Origin of the sequence: Okeania sp. SIO2B3, assembly GCF_010672525.1 — a bacterium.
Taxonomy (GTDB): domain Bacteria; phylum Cyanobacteriota; class Cyanobacteriia; order Cyanobacteriales; family Microcoleaceae; genus Okeania.
In genome coordinates this window covers 22117-37399 of the sequence record NZ_JAAHGH010000024.1, presented here as the reverse complement: position 1 = coordinate 37399, position 15283 = coordinate 22117, and the positions used below count along the sequence as shown (strand labels likewise).

Annotated in this window: 13 protein-coding genes; 7 read left to right on the top strand and 6 right to left on the bottom strand. The window is 36.0% G+C overall.

Annotated elements, in window-relative coordinates; all coding sequences use genetic code 11:
• The first annotated feature begins 352 nt into the window (after positions 1-352).
• On the top strand, positions 353-1561 hold the full coding sequence (locus F6K15_RS18160; RefSeq protein WP_293062990.1) for a transposase: 1209 nt from the start codon (positions 353-355) through the stop codon (positions 1559-1561).
• Between the two features lie 252 nt (positions 1562-1813).
• The gene (locus F6K15_RS18155) at positions 1814-2623 is read left to right on the top strand and encodes a trans-aconitate 2-methyltransferase (protein ID WP_293062989.1); all 810 of its coding nucleotides are present in this window, start codon (positions 1814-1816) and stop codon (positions 2621-2623) included.
• A 459-nt stretch (positions 2624-3082) separates the two neighbouring features.
• Here F6K15_RS18155 and trxA read toward each other — a convergent pair whose 3' ends face one another.
• Positions 3083-3403 (bottom strand): thioredoxin, encoded by a 321-nt coding sequence (trxA, locus tag F6K15_RS18150; protein WP_293062988.1) that lies wholly within the window; start codon positions 3401-3403, stop codon positions 3083-3085.
• Between the two features lie 123 nt (positions 3404-3526).
• Here trxA and F6K15_RS18145 point away from each other — a divergent pair, with 123 nt between their 5' ends.
• Positions 3527-3724 carry a hypothetical protein gene (locus tag F6K15_RS18145; RefSeq protein WP_293062987.1) on the top strand — a complete coding sequence of 66 codons (198 nt, stop codon included), beginning with the start codon at positions 3527-3529 and terminating at the stop codon, positions 3722-3724.
• Positions 3725-3727: 3 nt separating this feature from the next.
• On the opposite strand, the gene F6K15_RS18140 is transcribed toward F6K15_RS18145, so the two are convergent.
• Both F6K15_RS18140 and F6K15_RS18135 read right to left on the bottom strand, forming a co-directional pair.
• On the bottom strand, positions 3728-3976 hold the full coding sequence (locus F6K15_RS18140; RefSeq protein WP_293062986.1) for a hypothetical protein: 249 nt from the start codon (positions 3974-3976) through the stop codon (positions 3728-3730).
• Complete coding sequence (locus tag F6K15_RS18135) at positions 3976-5001, bottom strand: glycosyltransferase family 2 protein (protein ID WP_293062985.1); 1026 nt, start codon at positions 4999-5001, stop codon at positions 3976-3978. The genes F6K15_RS18140 and F6K15_RS18135 overlap by 1 nt, the downstream gene beginning before the upstream one ends.
• An 832-nt stretch (positions 5002-5833) precedes the next feature.
• On the opposite strand from F6K15_RS18135, the gene F6K15_RS18130 reads away from it, so the two are divergent.
• Positions 5834-7036, top strand: a complete 1203-nt coding sequence (locus F6K15_RS18130) for an argininosuccinate synthase (RefSeq protein ID WP_293062983.1) — start codon at positions 5834-5836, stop codon at positions 7034-7036.
• A gap of 1241 nt (positions 7037-8277) precedes the next feature.
• Here F6K15_RS18130 and F6K15_RS18125 read toward each other — a convergent pair.
• Positions 8278-9774 (bottom strand): RDD family protein, encoded by a 1497-nt coding sequence (locus F6K15_RS18125; RefSeq protein ID WP_293062982.1) that lies wholly within the window; start codon positions 9772-9774, stop codon positions 8278-8280.
• A 457-nt stretch (positions 9775-10231) separates the two neighbouring features.
• Entirely contained in the window at positions 10232-10831 is a 600-nt protein-coding gene (locus F6K15_RS18120; RefSeq protein WP_293062980.1) for a Uma2 family endonuclease, read from the bottom strand.
• A gap of 534 nt (positions 10832-11365) precedes the next feature.
• Between F6K15_RS18120 and F6K15_RS38455 the strand changes: the two genes are divergently transcribed.
• A complete protein-coding gene (locus F6K15_RS38455) occupies positions 11366-11521 on the top strand; it encodes a hypothetical protein (RefSeq protein WP_363268215.1) in 156 nt (51 codons plus the stop codon).
• A gap of 144 nt (positions 11522-11665) precedes the next feature.
• Complete coding sequence (locus F6K15_RS38450) at positions 11666-11932, top strand: hypothetical protein (RefSeq protein ID WP_363268213.1); 267 nt, start codon at positions 11666-11668, stop codon at positions 11930-11932.
• Positions 11933-12445: 513 nt separating this feature from the next.
• Here the strand turns inward: F6K15_RS38450 and F6K15_RS18110 are convergent.
• Entirely contained in the window at positions 12446-13336 is an 891-nt protein-coding gene (locus F6K15_RS18110) for a PPC domain-containing protein (RefSeq protein ID WP_293062978.1), read from the bottom strand.
• 123 nt (positions 13337-13459) lie between these two features.
• Here F6K15_RS18110 and F6K15_RS18105 point away from each other — a divergent pair, with 123 nt between their 5' ends.
• Positions 13460-15172: a flavin monoamine oxidase family protein gene (locus F6K15_RS18105; RefSeq protein WP_293062976.1), complete on the top strand. Its 1713-nt coding sequence runs from the start codon at positions 13460-13462 to the stop codon at positions 15170-15172.
• Positions 15173-15283: the final 111 nt, after the last annotated feature.

The following is a 15283-nucleotide window of genomic DNA, read 5'->3' as shown; positions in this document are numbered from 1 at the left end:
TTTGAAAAAAGAATGTTATAAAGAGATAGATATTGATCGGATATGCTTAAAATAACTGCTTCAGTTCATTTTAGATAGTGATTTCTATCATTTCCCCCTTTTTTCCCATATTTACCCCTTCTTCCTTCTTCCCTCTTCCTTCTTTCTTGCTTCTACTATTTGTAGCAACCATTTATCAATTTGGTATTATTAGGTTGCATTCAAGTATAATCTATCAGAGAATCTTGAAAGAGTTCGAGCAGCTATAATTTTTAATTTAGCGGTGAGATGAATTTCAACCAGCAAATTAATTGAGCAGTAGCTAATCAATATAGTATATAGTATTAGTTATAATATAGATAGCTATTAACCTTTGATTACTTTAACTTACCAATATAAACTTAAGCCAAACAAACGACAAGAAACTGAAATAAACCAGATTCTTGATGTTTGTAGAACTGTGTATAATTATGCTCTGAGAGAGCGTAAAGATTGGTTAAGTTCAAGGAAAATAGAAATTAATAGTTGCTCAATTATAACTGAATATATTATCCCGGCTGATGCAGCTTATCCTAATTACAATTATCAAGCCAAAAACCTAACAATAGCTAAGAAGACTAATCCCAGATTAAAGTCAGTTTCGGCTAAGAGCCGACATGAAAATGCTCAAGTTTTACAACAAACTTTAAAGACTTTAGACAGAGCATTTTCTGAAATGAAATCTCTTGGTAAAGGCTTCCCTAGATTTAAGAAAAAGTTGAGAAGCTTTGTTTTTCCTGCTATGCTGAAAAACTGTCTAGGTAATAGTAGATTTAAACTCCCTCAGCTAGGTTGGATTAAAATCAAACAAAGTAGGCAATATCCAGAGGGTTTTCAAGCTAAACAAGCTAGGATAGTTAGAAAAGCTACTGGTTATTATTTGATGATTATCTTTTCTTCATCAGAGTCAGTTCCAGAAAATCCAGTAGGTAAAAGGTCATTAGGCATTGATGCCGGAATCGAAAGTTTTGTCGCTACTTCAACAGGAAAGTTAATCAAATCTCCTAAGTTTTTGCTCTTGTCAACTGCGGTAGGGGCGAATGGCCATTCGCCCCTACAATTGCTGCAAAGAAGACTTAAGAAAAAAAAGAAGGAGTCAAGTAATTGGTTAAAACTTCAGAACAAAATAGCTAGGCTACATGAAAAAATAGCTGATGCTAGACGTGATTGGCATTTCAAACTAGCCCATCAACTTTGCGATTTAACAGATAATATTTTTGTTGAAGATATTAACTTCAAATCTTGGTCTAGAGGTATAGTTAGAAAACAGTCTTTAGATTCTGGTATAGGTCAATTTATCAATGAAATACTTCCTTATATATGCTGGGAAAGAGGTAAGTATTACGCCAAAGTTGACAAAAATTATACTTCTCAAGAATGTCCTAAATGCGGGCAGATAGAAAAGAAAAAACTTTCTGTTTGCGTAGCATTCCGCAGGAATAGAAAGCATAATTGCAGCCATTGTAATTATCAAGAAAATCGCGATGTAGCTGCTGCATCCACCCCCATCCCCTCCCGGGAGGGGAGCAAGAGGGGTGGGTGAAGATTGATAGCGGTAGGGCATACCGTTAAAGAAAAGCGCACCGCCTGCGAGTCAACGGTTTCCGAGGGCGTAAAGACGGAGCAAGAAAGCTTGGGTCAATTGTCTCTCAGGGGTACAACTCAACTTGTTTGATTTGTTATCTAGTTAAGAGTTCTTGTTCCCGTAGCGTTGCGCCAGCAAAGCAAAAATCACCTGTTATAATCTCCGATTTAACGGGCGAGTGTCAATGAATAAGTTACTCTTCATAGTGCTATGGAAAATAATACAACTAACAACTCCCCAAATATATCTTTCAATGAGTGGAATGCAGAACTGTATGAAAGTAAACATTCTTTTGTTTCTAATTTGGCAATAGATTTATTAGAATTGCTCAGTCCTCAGAGTGGAGAAAAAATTCTTGACCTTGGTTGTGGTACAGGTCATCTGACCTATAAAATCACTACAAAAGGGGCAAAAGTTGTAGGAATTGATAATGCCCCGACTATGATTGAACAAGCACATCGTTGTTATCCAGATATTAAATTTTTAGTAGGAGATGGAGTTAATATAGATTTAAAAGAAACATTTGATGCTGTGTTTTCTAATGCAGTACTTCATTGGATTAAAGAGCAGAAAAAAGTTATCCGTAATATTTGGCGCATACTGAAACCTGGAGGTCGTTTCGTTAGTGAATTTGGTGGCAAAGGTAATATTAAAACAATTATTAAAAGTATTTATGAAGCCTTAGATGCGGCTGGTTATAGTAGTAATAAACAACTTAATCCTTGGTATTTTCCTAGTATTGGAGAATATGCTACTCTCTTAGAATCAGAAGGTTTTGTGTTGACTTTTGCTAGTTTATTAGAAAGACCTACTAAACTTGAAGATGGAGAATATGGTTTGCGTAATTGGCTGAAGATGTTTGCAACTTGTTTCTTTGAAGGAATTCCTGAAAAAAAGCAAAGCATTATTATTGATGATATTGAAAATAGATTACGTCCTCATCTATATAAGAAGGGTAGGTGGACGGTTGATTATAAGCGAATTAGGATTATGGCTTTTAAGAAAGGTAATATTGAATAAATAATGACTAAATTACCGATTATTTAAGTTATTGTTGTTTTCTACAATAATTTATATTTTTTACTAATTTATATTTCATTTCACTTAATATAGCGCTACGTGGAAGGCAACAGGGAACAGGGAACAGGCAATAGTGAAATACAAAAGGGTTTCAGCTTTTATTCATGTCAAACACCTTAATGCGTAGCGCCATACTATTTCTCAAATATTAATACTTTAATTATGTTAGGTTGAATAGTTATAATTGATATGTAAAAAGTGACAGAAAGTAGAAGTTTGATGTAACGGCTATACATCTATAACATAAAGAATGATATTTATAAGGTTTTCATCCGAACATGATTTTATTTGATAACTACTTCAACTATCAAAAAGAAGGAATAAATAAAATTAAGTTGCTCTAAATACTCAAAAAAACAATTATTTTTAACATCTACCTACTTCTATCTTCTATAAAACTTAAAGTAACTTATCAAGTGCTGCTTTGAAAGTTTCATAAGGAGAAACACCAACTATATTTTCTACAAGTTCGCCACTTTTAAAAAACATTACAGCTGGAATACTACGAATACTGAATTTATTGGCAGTTTCCTTATTTTCAGAAATATCAAGTTTCACTACTTTCGCACGACCTTCATATTCTTCAGCTAACTGGTCAATATAAGGACTAATTTTTTTACATGGACCACACCATGACGCTGTACAATCTACGACAAAGATTGTTTCAGAAGTTAAAAGTGCATTAAATTCACTGTCATTTATGTAAGTTGCTGTACTCATTAGAATGCCTGATATTATAAATCATCTTCTATTATATAGTAATTCTTCACTTTAAAGTTATATTCTGATTATCTCAACGTTGGTTGAAGACCCGCGCTCTCCCGAAGGGGAGCGTCGGGATGAATGCGAGGGCATTCCGGAGGAAAAACCAATCAATTTTACGGTTTTGCCAATAGTGTGTTAGACTTAAAATCTGGCTGCTGGACTAGCAGTGTCAGTCTGTGGAGCGACCGTAAGACCGAAAAGAGGCTTGACCTTGGAGGCTGGTGCATTGTTAGCGCAGCTCCTCTGCAAGAGGCAGCAGAAAGACCTAATCAGTGATGGTTAGGAATCTCTTGCTGTCTCGTAGAGCAGCGCCGGGAGGATGTCAATTCGAGCATCAATCCATTGTTTGGCACGTCTAACTACCTCTTGTCGAGAAGAAGCATAAGGTACTGCCACAACACAACCTAACTGATAGTTAGCCCAAGCCGCATAAGTAGCATATCCGTCCATTTCACCTTGGTCAATTTCAACTTTCCAACCTTTGTAGTTAAAGGCCAGTACAATATGAGGAAAATCAGGTTCAATCATTATTTTTTTTCTTTTGGGTTTAATACCCCGCCTTCACCCGAGGTGTTTACAAGCTTGTTGGGGTTTGAGTCCCCATCCACTTTTTCTTCCTTCTTCCTTCTTCCTTCTTCAAACTCAATATTTACATCATTAGTATAAACAGCTTTTACATTATACCAATTCAAAAATATCCGAGAAATTTCTAAAGCCAACTGTGACTTACCTCGGTCAATTAACCATTGCAAAAAAACAGCCATTGTCTTTTCATTTAATCTTCCACCTAATGATAAAACTCCCCATAATAATTTGTGTAGCCAAGTCATTTGAATCATCATTTTAACTTCCCAAGTCGGATGTTTTTGATAAAACAAAACTCCCATTTTTCCCCTTTGAATTTCTCGCTCAATCATTCCTTCTAATTGCTCCAAAGCAAAAGGTGGATGCCAATGATAACCAACAGCATCAGGACACTTAATCAATTTCAAACCCAATTTTTTTAACCTAACTCCTAACTCCAAATCTTCCCAACCATACTGTTCAAAACGAGTATCAAATAACCCAGCTTCAATTAAAAAATGACGAGCGATCGCCACATTTCCCGTCGCAAAAAAAGCTGCCGAAAAATCAGTCAATTTATAAGGTTCCGAAGTGGGAAAATCAAAATTACAAGTATTAATAACTCTGCCATAAGTAAATACATTATCTGACTTTTGAGAAATCAAACTATTTGCGTGTGACTGTAGAAAAGAATCTGTTACCACCAGGTCACTATCAATAAATATAATAAAATCTCCTTTGGCCTGCTCAACACCCAAATTCCTAGCTGCTGCTGGCCCTTGGTGCGACTGAGAAAATAGTTGGACATGGGGAAATTCTTTGGCCTCTGTTTCTAACCAGGGGATAGTGTCATCCGTCGAGCCATCATCGACAACTATTACTTCATAATCTAAAATTGGGCGGTCATAATCCTGATTTTCCAGAGCGCGAAGACATTTTTCTAAAATAAGTTTGCGATTATAAGTGGGGATAACTACACTGAAAAACATTTTTTCTCCTGACTAAATTGGAGACTTACGCAAAGGCACTACATATAGTAGATAAAAACTATAGCACTATGGCATATATGGCGTTTTTGTCGGGAAAATGCGTAAGTCCTTTCATTAATTGATAATGGATAATTGATAATTGATAATTACCTCTGGTTTTAACCGTTACGGAATTGAATATAAGGAATATTTTCTTTTATCTTAGTCAATTGGATATGGTTAGGAAACCCATCCATCCCACCCTACGGGAAGCTACGCTTTACATGTTGCGTAGCAAAACGACCGCTTTTTCCCCTTAAAAGGGGAGGCTTCAAGGCGCGAATTATTTAATTATTAATTATTAATTATTCGCTAAATGGAAATATCCAAAAATCCAAAATAAAATCAATTCTTATCTATAAATTATCAATTATTTCCCTCTACTCCCTACTCCCTACTCCCTCTTTTGGAGGAAATGTCTAATAAACATCTCCAAAAATCCAAAATAAAATCAATTCTGATCCATAAATTATCAATTATTCCCCTCCTGGGAGGGGGAGGGGCGAGGGGTGGGTTGCCTGTTGCCTGTTGCCTGTTGCCTGTTGCCTCTTTTGGAGAAAATGTCTAATGGAATAAAAGTTAAAGAAGGTAAACAAGGCAGGAGTAGGCACAACAGAAGAAACAGAAAAGTTTTGATGTGGTATTTTTCCTCTGTGGGTCTTACACCCTATTACCCACTTTTCATTCCTCTGAAAATTAGGATACACTCTAGAATCTGTACTTTGCCTGACAATAATTTTACAGGCTAAGTCCGATAATAAAAACCCAGTTGTTAATTTCTAGAGAAGAATCTATGAGTCGTGCCACTAAAGTTGTATTAGCTTATTCTGGTGGAGTGGATACCTCCGTTTGCATTCCCTACTTAAAAAATGAGTGGGGTGTCAAAGAAGTAATTACTCTTGCTGCAGATCTAGGACAGGGAGATGAGTTAGAAGGAGTCCGCAAAAAAGCATTAGATTCGGGTGCAGTAGAATCTTTGGTTATAGATGTTATCGAACCTTTGATTCAAGAATATGCTTTTCCTGCTATTCAAGCAAATGCTCTATATGAAAATCGTTATCCTTTAGCTACAGCATTAGCTCGCCCTTTAATTGCTAAAATTTTAGTAGACGCAGCAGAAAAATATGGTGCTGATGCGATCGCCCATGGTTGTACTGGAAAGGGTAATGACCAAGTAAGGTTTGATGTTGCTATTGCTGCACTTAACCCGAAAATCAAAATTCTTGCACCAGCGCGGGAGTGGGGAATGAGTCGGGAGGAGACTATTGCTTATGGTGAAAAGTATGGTATTCCTGCTCCAGTGAAAAAGTCTTCTCCTTATAGTATTGATAAAAATTTATTGGGGATGGCGATCGAAGCAGGGGAGTTGGAAGACCCTTGGGTGGAGGCACCAGAGGAAGTTTATAATATGACTAAAGCGATCGCTGATACTCCGAATGAACCGGAATATGTGGAAATTGGTTTTGAGGGAGGTATTCCTGTTAGTCTCAACGGTCAAGGAATGGGTGGTATTGAGTTAATTACTCAACTTAATCAGATCGCGGGAGGTCATGGTGTCGGTCGTATTGACATGATTGAAAACCGTCTTGTGGGAATTAAGTCACGAGAAATTTATGAGTCTCCAGCAATGTGGGTGCTTATTCAAGCGCATCGCGACTTGGAAAGTTTAACTTTGACTGCTGATGTGACTCGTTATAAGCGTGGTATTGAGGAAACTTACAGTCAGTTGGTTTATAACGGTTTGTGGTTTAGTCCGTTGAAGGGTGCGTTGGATGCTTTTATTCAGCAGACTCAGGAAAGGGTGACTGGTGTTGTGCGAGTGAAATTGTTTAAGGGTAATGCGATGGTTGTCGGTCGTCAGTCTGGCAATTCTTTATATAGTTTTGATTTAGCAACTTATGGTGCGGAGGATGAGTTTGACCATAAAGCGGCGGAAGGGTTTATTTATGTTTGGGGTTTGCCTACTCGTGTTTGGTCGGAGAAGCTTAGAGGTTAATAGATAGGTGATTTTTTAACTTTAATTAGTTCCTGTAGGGATATATTTTCATTTCTACAGGAATAATTTTTTGGGCTTTGTTGAGTTAAGGGATATAGCTGCCGCACTTGCTCCACCAACGGGCAACCCAACAAATATCTATAAACTAGGACAAAAGGAAATATTCTATATATAGCGTTTACAACTATTGGACAATAGTTTTGGAGTCTATAAATAGTGTCTTTGCGTAAGTCTTGTAAATATCTAAATAATGTTGGGTAGATCCCAAGGATAGGCTGCGCTAACCTGCCTCAACCCTAACTACATTAACTACTTCGAGGTTAATAGATAGGTGATTTTTTAACTTTAATTAGTGCCTGTAGGGATATATTTTCATTTCTACAGGAATAATTTTTTGGGCTTTGTTGGGTTAAGCGATATAGCTACCGCACTTGCTCCGCCAACGCGCAACCCAACAAATATCTATAAATTAGGACAAAAGGAAATACTCTATATATAGTGTTTACAACTATTGGACAATAGTTTTGGAGTCTATAAATAGTGCCTTTGCGTAAGTCTTGTAAATATCTAAATAATGTTGGGTAGATCCCAAGGATAGGCTGCGCTAACCTGCCTCAACCCTAACTACATTAACTACTTCGAGGTTAATAGATAGGTGATTTTTTAACTTTAATTAGTGCCTGTAGGGATATATTTTCATTTCTACAGGAATAATTTTTTGGGCTTTGTTGGGTTAAGCGATATAGCTACCGCACTTGCTCCGCCAACGCGCAACCCAACAAATATCTATAAATTAGGACAAAAGGAAATACTCTATATATAGTGTTTACAACTATTGGACAATAGTTTTGGAGTCTATAAATAGTGCCTTTGCGTAAGTCTTGTAAATATCTAAATAATGTTGGGTAGATCCCAAGGATAGGCTGCGCTAACCTGCCTCAACCCTAACTACATTAACTACTTCGAGGTTAATAGATAGGTGATTTTTTAACTTTAATTAGTGCCTGTAGGGATATATTTTCATTTCTACAGGAATAATTTTTTGGGCTTTGTTGGGTTAAGCGATATAGCTACCGCACTTGCTCCGCCAACGCGCAACCCAACAAATATCTATAAAATATCTAAATAATGTTGGGTTTATCCTTCGGATAAGCTCCGCTAACGTTCCTCAACCCAACCTACATTAACTACATTAACTACATTCATTATTGAAGTGCGGAATGTGGGTTTTAATTTTGAAATTATGGCTTTTTTCTAACAACTAAAGTACCAGCTATCTTGTCATGCAATGCTTGCTTTTTTTTGGTAAAAGCTGCCATAATAAACCCAATTAGCAGAATTATTGACGAAATTGTTTTGGCGAAATACCTTCCATTAGCACGACCAAATGATATGGGATTTCCATTTAAGTCTGTGACGATAATTCCCATTATTTTTTTCCCAATAGTTGCTTTTATTGGTAAACTTTCAAGTCGCGTCAAATAAAACCATTTTAATATAGTAGTGAATAAGACAAACATTAGAGTCACTATATATGATGAATCGCCAAATAATCCTTCCTTTAATCCTATTAAAATGATAAAAATAATACCTATAATTCCTGTGGTTATACTGAAAGACCCCCAACCTATCGACCATCCAAAAGTACCTATTGAATTGATTATGTAATCAGACAAAAATTTATTATTTAAAATGATTTTGCCTAATAATCCCATTACGATTATCAGAATAATATTATCGACAATCCAAGCGAAAAAACGCCTAAAAAATCCTGCATATTCAGGAGTAGAGGAAACAACTGTTGATTGTTCTTGTTTCTGATTATTTTTAGGCAAACCAGAACTCTGTTTTGCTTCATTTATATTGTTTAAATAGTTAAAAATATCTTGTGTATTTTGAGGTCTATGCCCTGGAAAAGGCTTCATTAAATAATCTATAAAATCACCCAAATCATTTGATACTTCAACACTATTTCGCCAAATTAAATCTCCCGTGTTAGAGTCTTCAGAAAAACTATTAGGATGCTTACCTGTTAATAAATAAACAAAAGTTCTCCCCAGAGCAAAAAAATCAGATTGCTGCACAGCTTTTCCATTCACTTGTTCCAAAGGTGTATAACCAGGAGAAATAACTCCTGTTACTTGTTGCCCTGCTAATTGTTGTAGATAACTTTGAGTAACTTCTCTAGCTGTACCAAAATCAATTAATACTAACTGACCATTTTCTCTAATCATAATATTCGACGGCTTAATATCTCTATGAAAATATTCCTGTTGATGAACTTCATCCAAAATTTCCACCAACTGTTTCAACCATCTAAATGCTGCCTTTTGAGAAATAGGTTCAAAGTTGCGTTGCTGCATATATTTTTCTAAATCCATCCCTTCAATTTTTTCCATCACCAAACAATGCAAATATTCTTGATTATTTCTAGGTTGAAAAGTGAAATAACTGTCAGCTTCAACTCTAGGAATACCAGGATGATTTAAACTACTTAAAACCTCAGCTTCTTGTCGAAATAATTCAACCGCTTTCGGATGATTATTATGCAGAACTTTTAATACTTTGGGAGTGCCACAATCTTCCACTTCAAATGTTTTACCAAAACCACCACCACCCAGGGGTCGAATGACTCGATAAATGTCTTGCAGCAACAGTTGGGAACCACAACTTTTACAAAATAAAGGAGTGCCACTATTTTGAGGATTAGAACATTGAGGATTTATACAATAACTCATAACAAGTTGTTCAACAATTAATAATTAATAATTAATAATTATCTCTTCTTTTAAAGGAGAGGATTGACTCAAAGGAAAACTTTTCTTTATTATCTCCTTAAAAGGGGGGAGACTTTAAACCATAATTTTTTGGTAAATGGTGCATTATTAGAGAAATGAGAAATGAGAAGTCAGAAGCAATCTATGACTGAGCTTTCAATGTCCAAATATTGCACGAAAAACATTGAGCAATATCTGTGTCCTTTGCTTAATAAAAATATAATATAGCAATCCTAAATGATTTGTAAAAAGAAAGCGTTTTCAAAATTCAAGCCCCCTAAATCCCCCAATTTTGGGGGACTTTTAGAAGCAAATTAACTCTTGTTCCCCCCAAAGTTGGCTTGCTCGGGGGGCAAAATTCAGTATCAAAAAACTTTTCAGATATCCTCTCAGCAACAAATGTTTATTTAGCACTCCATTACCAAACTTCTGTTAAATCTAAAACAAATCCAGGCAACACATCTTCTCCAGATAAACTATTAGGATTTTCCAAAATTTCCACTTCCCGATCTTGCCGATAAATCTCTACTTTTCGGTTTTTACTATCAATTAACCAACCTAATCTTGCACCATTTGAATGATACTCTTTCATCTTTTTTTGTAACTCTAAAATAGTATCATTTTTAGAACGTAACTCTACTACAAAATCGGGACATAAAGGTGCAAAAGTTTCCTGTTCTTCCCTAGTTAAACTATCCCATCTTTCCTGTTTTACCCAGGCAGCATCAGGAGAGCGATCGCTACCATTAGGCAGATGAAAACCACTAGAAGAATTAAAAGCTACTCCTAACTTTGTGCGACGGTTCCATAACCATAATAGGGCTTCAATTCCTAAATTTTGTCTGCCAGTATCACTTCCTGTCGGTGCCATAATAATTAACTCTCCTGTAGCTGTTCTTTCTAACTGTAAATCTCGGTTAACCAGTGCTAACTCCATAAATTGTTCGTGAGTAATTTTCAGGTTAATTTCTTTGGGAATATTAACTGCTATTGTCTTAATTAAATTAGTTGTTACCATAATTTTTTACCTTTGCTGAAGATAATGATCGAGTCCATAAACCCAGTTTCTCGTAGATGTTGATTATCAAACACAATAATTGTAAGCATTCAGCCGTCAGCTATCAGCTATCAGCTATTGCTTTTAGTTTGTGATAAAAGCTTTACTAATTGAGTCAGACTATAAAAGCTGGCTGAAACAGTCTATATTTATTAAAATCCCCTTCTTTTGCTGTTTGCGCAACATTCCGCAGGAAAAGCTGACAGCTAATAGCTGTTTGCGCAACATTCCGCAGGAAATGCTTACCAATAATTTACCGTAGAAACCAGGTTTCTTTGCGTAAGTTCCAATTCTAACAAAATCGAAAAAATATTGCTATTATTTCATAAACGTTTGTTACAAATCTCATCTAAAACTATGACATCAGAAAACCAAACAACTCCATAAAATCAACCCGCAACTACCAAAAAAGAAGTATTTTATCCTAATGAGGATGAAACAACTGTTGGTGAAAATTACGATCATTTATACGCTGTTTTAAATATTTTTGAAGTCTTGAAAGAATATTTAAAAGGTCAAAAAGCCAATGTATTCAGCAAACAATTTTTATATTTTTCTAGGGGTTTTCCTAAACTACTAACTGTTCCTGATGTAATGGTTATTTTTGGTGTAGAACCAGGGGGAAGAGATAGTTATAAACTTTGGGAATAACGTAAAATTACGGCAGTTATTTTTGAGGTAACTACTAAAAACACCCTCAGAGACGATGAAGGTTATAAAAAAGTATTTTACGAACAATTAAAAGTAAAGGAATGTTGGTTATTTGACCCTAAAGGTGAATGGATAAAAGAAAAATTGCAAGGGTATTGTCTGGGAGAAACAAATTATAAATTAATTACAGATGGTCGGAGCGAACCTTTAGGATTACGTTTAGAGGTTGAGGATAAATTGATAAGATTTTATCGGGAAGATACGGGAGAAAAATTGGTAATTTCTGATGAATTACGAGAAGTTTTGAATCAGGAAATTTTGGCACGGCAAGAAGCAGAAAAACGAACCGAAAAATTAGAATCTTTACTGTCTCGTTATCGCGATCGCTTTGGAGAATTACCTGAAAATTGACAGTATAATTGGTTTGATTAAATAAGTTATGAGCAACTAATATGATTCCCAATTTTGGGTTTATTTTTAGGGGATAAAGCAGAGTATCTAAGGATATTAATTTATCTAGGGGAACAGTTTGGAAACTTTTCCAAAGATATTTTTGTTGGGTTTCCTTCGTCAACTGATAACTGATAATTTAATTTAGGGCAGGCAAGAAAGAGGAAAAGTTTATAGTTGCTTGATGATAATTCAAAATTTACCGAATAATTAAGGTTTAAAGCCTCTCCTTTAAAGGAGAAAAAAGCGGTCGTTTGCTTCGCAACGCTGACGCGAAACGCGACAACGGAACGGAGTTCTATCTTCGGAGCTTCCGGTAGGGTGGGATGGCTAGGTCTCGGAGCCATATCCAATCGACCAAGAGAAGAAAAAATTTTCCTGTTCGTCAATCCTATCCGTTTTCAAGGAGAGGTAATTATTAATTATTAATTATTAATAATTAATTGTTGAACCACCCTACTATTATTAACTACTCTAAATTGGACTAGCTTCTAAAAACAAAGAATAATTTGTATGACCACTAAACTCAGAAACTCGGACAAAGTAATTACCCTCTGGTAAGAAATCAATATCTATTATTTCATCAAAAGTACCCTCATTTCTTGACTCAGCAAAAACCTCTAAAATTTCTGCCACTCCATTATTATTAATATCCTCAATTAACTCCACATCTGCATCCCCAACCAAACCAGTTAATACAACATCTAAACTACTAGGAGTATTCAACATAAAACTATAAACATCAACCGGATTTCCATCTCCAATAAAATTGTTAAATTCTGCAGTTCCCAAAACACCAAAATCAGCATTAACATTTAATAAATCATCTCTAAAATCTGGAGGTGTACTCAAACGATTTTCTAACAAACCAACTAAAATATAATGTTGAATTGCACTACTAAAACTACCATTATTTAGTAACTCCACTACATCCTGATTTTGAGCAAGATAAAAATCTGTATCAAACAAAAAACTAGAGTCGCGATTTTCAAATTGACCAAACCTAACATAATGTTCAAAAGGTGTTAATCCTGCTGATTCTAATGTTGTAGCAAACTCAGGATCTGAGATATAAAAAAGATTCTGGAAGAAAGGACTAGGGTCGCGAGGTTCAAATTGACCAAACCTAAGAAAATGTTCCACTGCTGTTAGTACACCTTCCTCAATAGCAGCAGCTATATCAGTATTAATTTCCAGATAAAAGCTAGTATCAAATAAAGCATTGGGGTCGCGATTTTCAAATTGACCCACATTCACAAAATGTTCCAAACCACTACTGAAATTACCCGCAGCAATTTCATCTACAACATCAGGGTTTTGAAATAAATAAAATCCTTCATCAAACAGAGTTTCAATAGTTAACATTTCTTAAAAGTTTATGTTTGAGTTTACATTGCAACCTAAGCAATGTTATCTTACTACAATCGTTCATTTCTGTATGCTTTAAATTCAAAATTTATACTTAAAAATTAAGGGACATTAATTATTATGAGTAAATCTTCTTTAATGAAAATCCTACGTCGCGCTTATAGCATTGCCAATACGTCGCGAAAAACAGGCATTCCCACCGATGAATTATTAGGAATGGTCAGAGAAACTCAAAGTAGAAACTTTCGGACTACTCGTCGTCGTTTATTACAAGGTGGTTTAGGATTTGCTGGAGCAATGGCAGCTTCTAATTTCTTCAAGGGTGGACAACGAGCAATGGCTCAACAAACACCAGTATTAATAGTAGGAGCTGGAATTGCGGGATTAACTGCAGCTTACCGTCTAACTCAGGCAGGAGTACCAGTAAATGTAATTGAAGCTAGAAATAGAGTGGGAGGTCGTATTAGAAGTATCTCGAAAATAGCCGGAACAACTATTGATGCTGAATTAGGGGCAGCTTATATTGACTCTGAACACGTTTGCATTCGTGACTTAGCAGCAGAACTGGGATTAACAGAATTCGATCTGGTAGCTGGTGAGGAGGGGTTAACGCCAGAAATTTACTTTGCTGAGGGTAGAATTATTCCCATAGAAGAAATTATTAATGATTTTGCTCCTGTTGCCGAAAGAATAGATGAGACTCTGATAGCAATTGATAATTTTGAAGATTATACGACTTTTGACCAACCTACCGCAGATATAGATAATCTCTCAATTACCGAATATCTAGAAACTATTCCCACTAGCACTACTTTGCGACAAATGCTGGAAGTAGCTTACAATTCTTTCTATGGTTTGGATGCTAACGAACAGTCGAGTCTGAATCTAATATATATTATTGGCACTGAACCCGACATATTTGAATTATATGGTTCTGCTGACGAACGTTATCGAATTATTGGTGGTAATAGTCAAATTATTAATAATCTTGCTAATCTTGTACAAGGTTCCATTGAAACTAGCACGGTTCTAGAGGCAATAACAACTTTATCAGATGGTAGTTATAGAGTGAGCTTGAGGTCTGGAGAAAGAACTTTTGACCGTACTTATGAAAGAATTGTTTTAACCATACCTTTTCCGGTACTCAGTCAAGTGCAACTCAATGTCGATCTACCACCAGTCAAAAGATTTGCTATTGATAATTACGGTTTTGGTACAAATTCTAAGTTACATATAGCTTTTAATAACCCAGTTTGGCGCACTCGGTTTGGTTCAAGTGGGGAAACTTATGTAGATTTAGGGTTTCAAAATACCCGAGAAGTTGCTCCAACAAGTCCGACTACGGAGGGAGTGCTGGAATTTTTGCCTGGCGGAAATTTAGGAGTAGTTTTAGGTAGCGGAACTCCAGAAGACCACGCACAACGCTTTTTGCCAGAGCTTGATTTGGTATATCCAGGAATTAGTAGCGCTCGCATCGGTCGCGCTGTCCGGACTTATTGGCCAGGAGAATTATATACTCAGGGTTCATATACTTGTTATCGACCAGGACAATATGTTCAATTTTTTGGTGTTGAAGGGGAGAGAGTGGGCAATTTATTTTTTGCTGGCGAACATACTTCTTTAGATTTCTCTGGTTTAATGGAGGGTGGTTGTGAGAGTGGTGAAATAGTCGCAATGGAAATTCTAGAAGATTTAGGTTTAGCTCCTGCTGTTGAGGCGCTTAGGGTTAAACAGTCTTTACAAGTAAGTCGTCGTAGTGGCCGAAGACAGGGACCTAGAGGTAATGTTGTTCGCGGAAGGCGGGGTTTACCACTAAGGCCCAAGAATTTCTAGTTGATTAATATCAAGGTTAGATGGAAGGTAGTTGTAATAGTGGTGAAATTGCTGCGATGTAAATTTTGGCGTTAGTGAATGCATAATGCTTTTGTCTTAAATATCTATGAA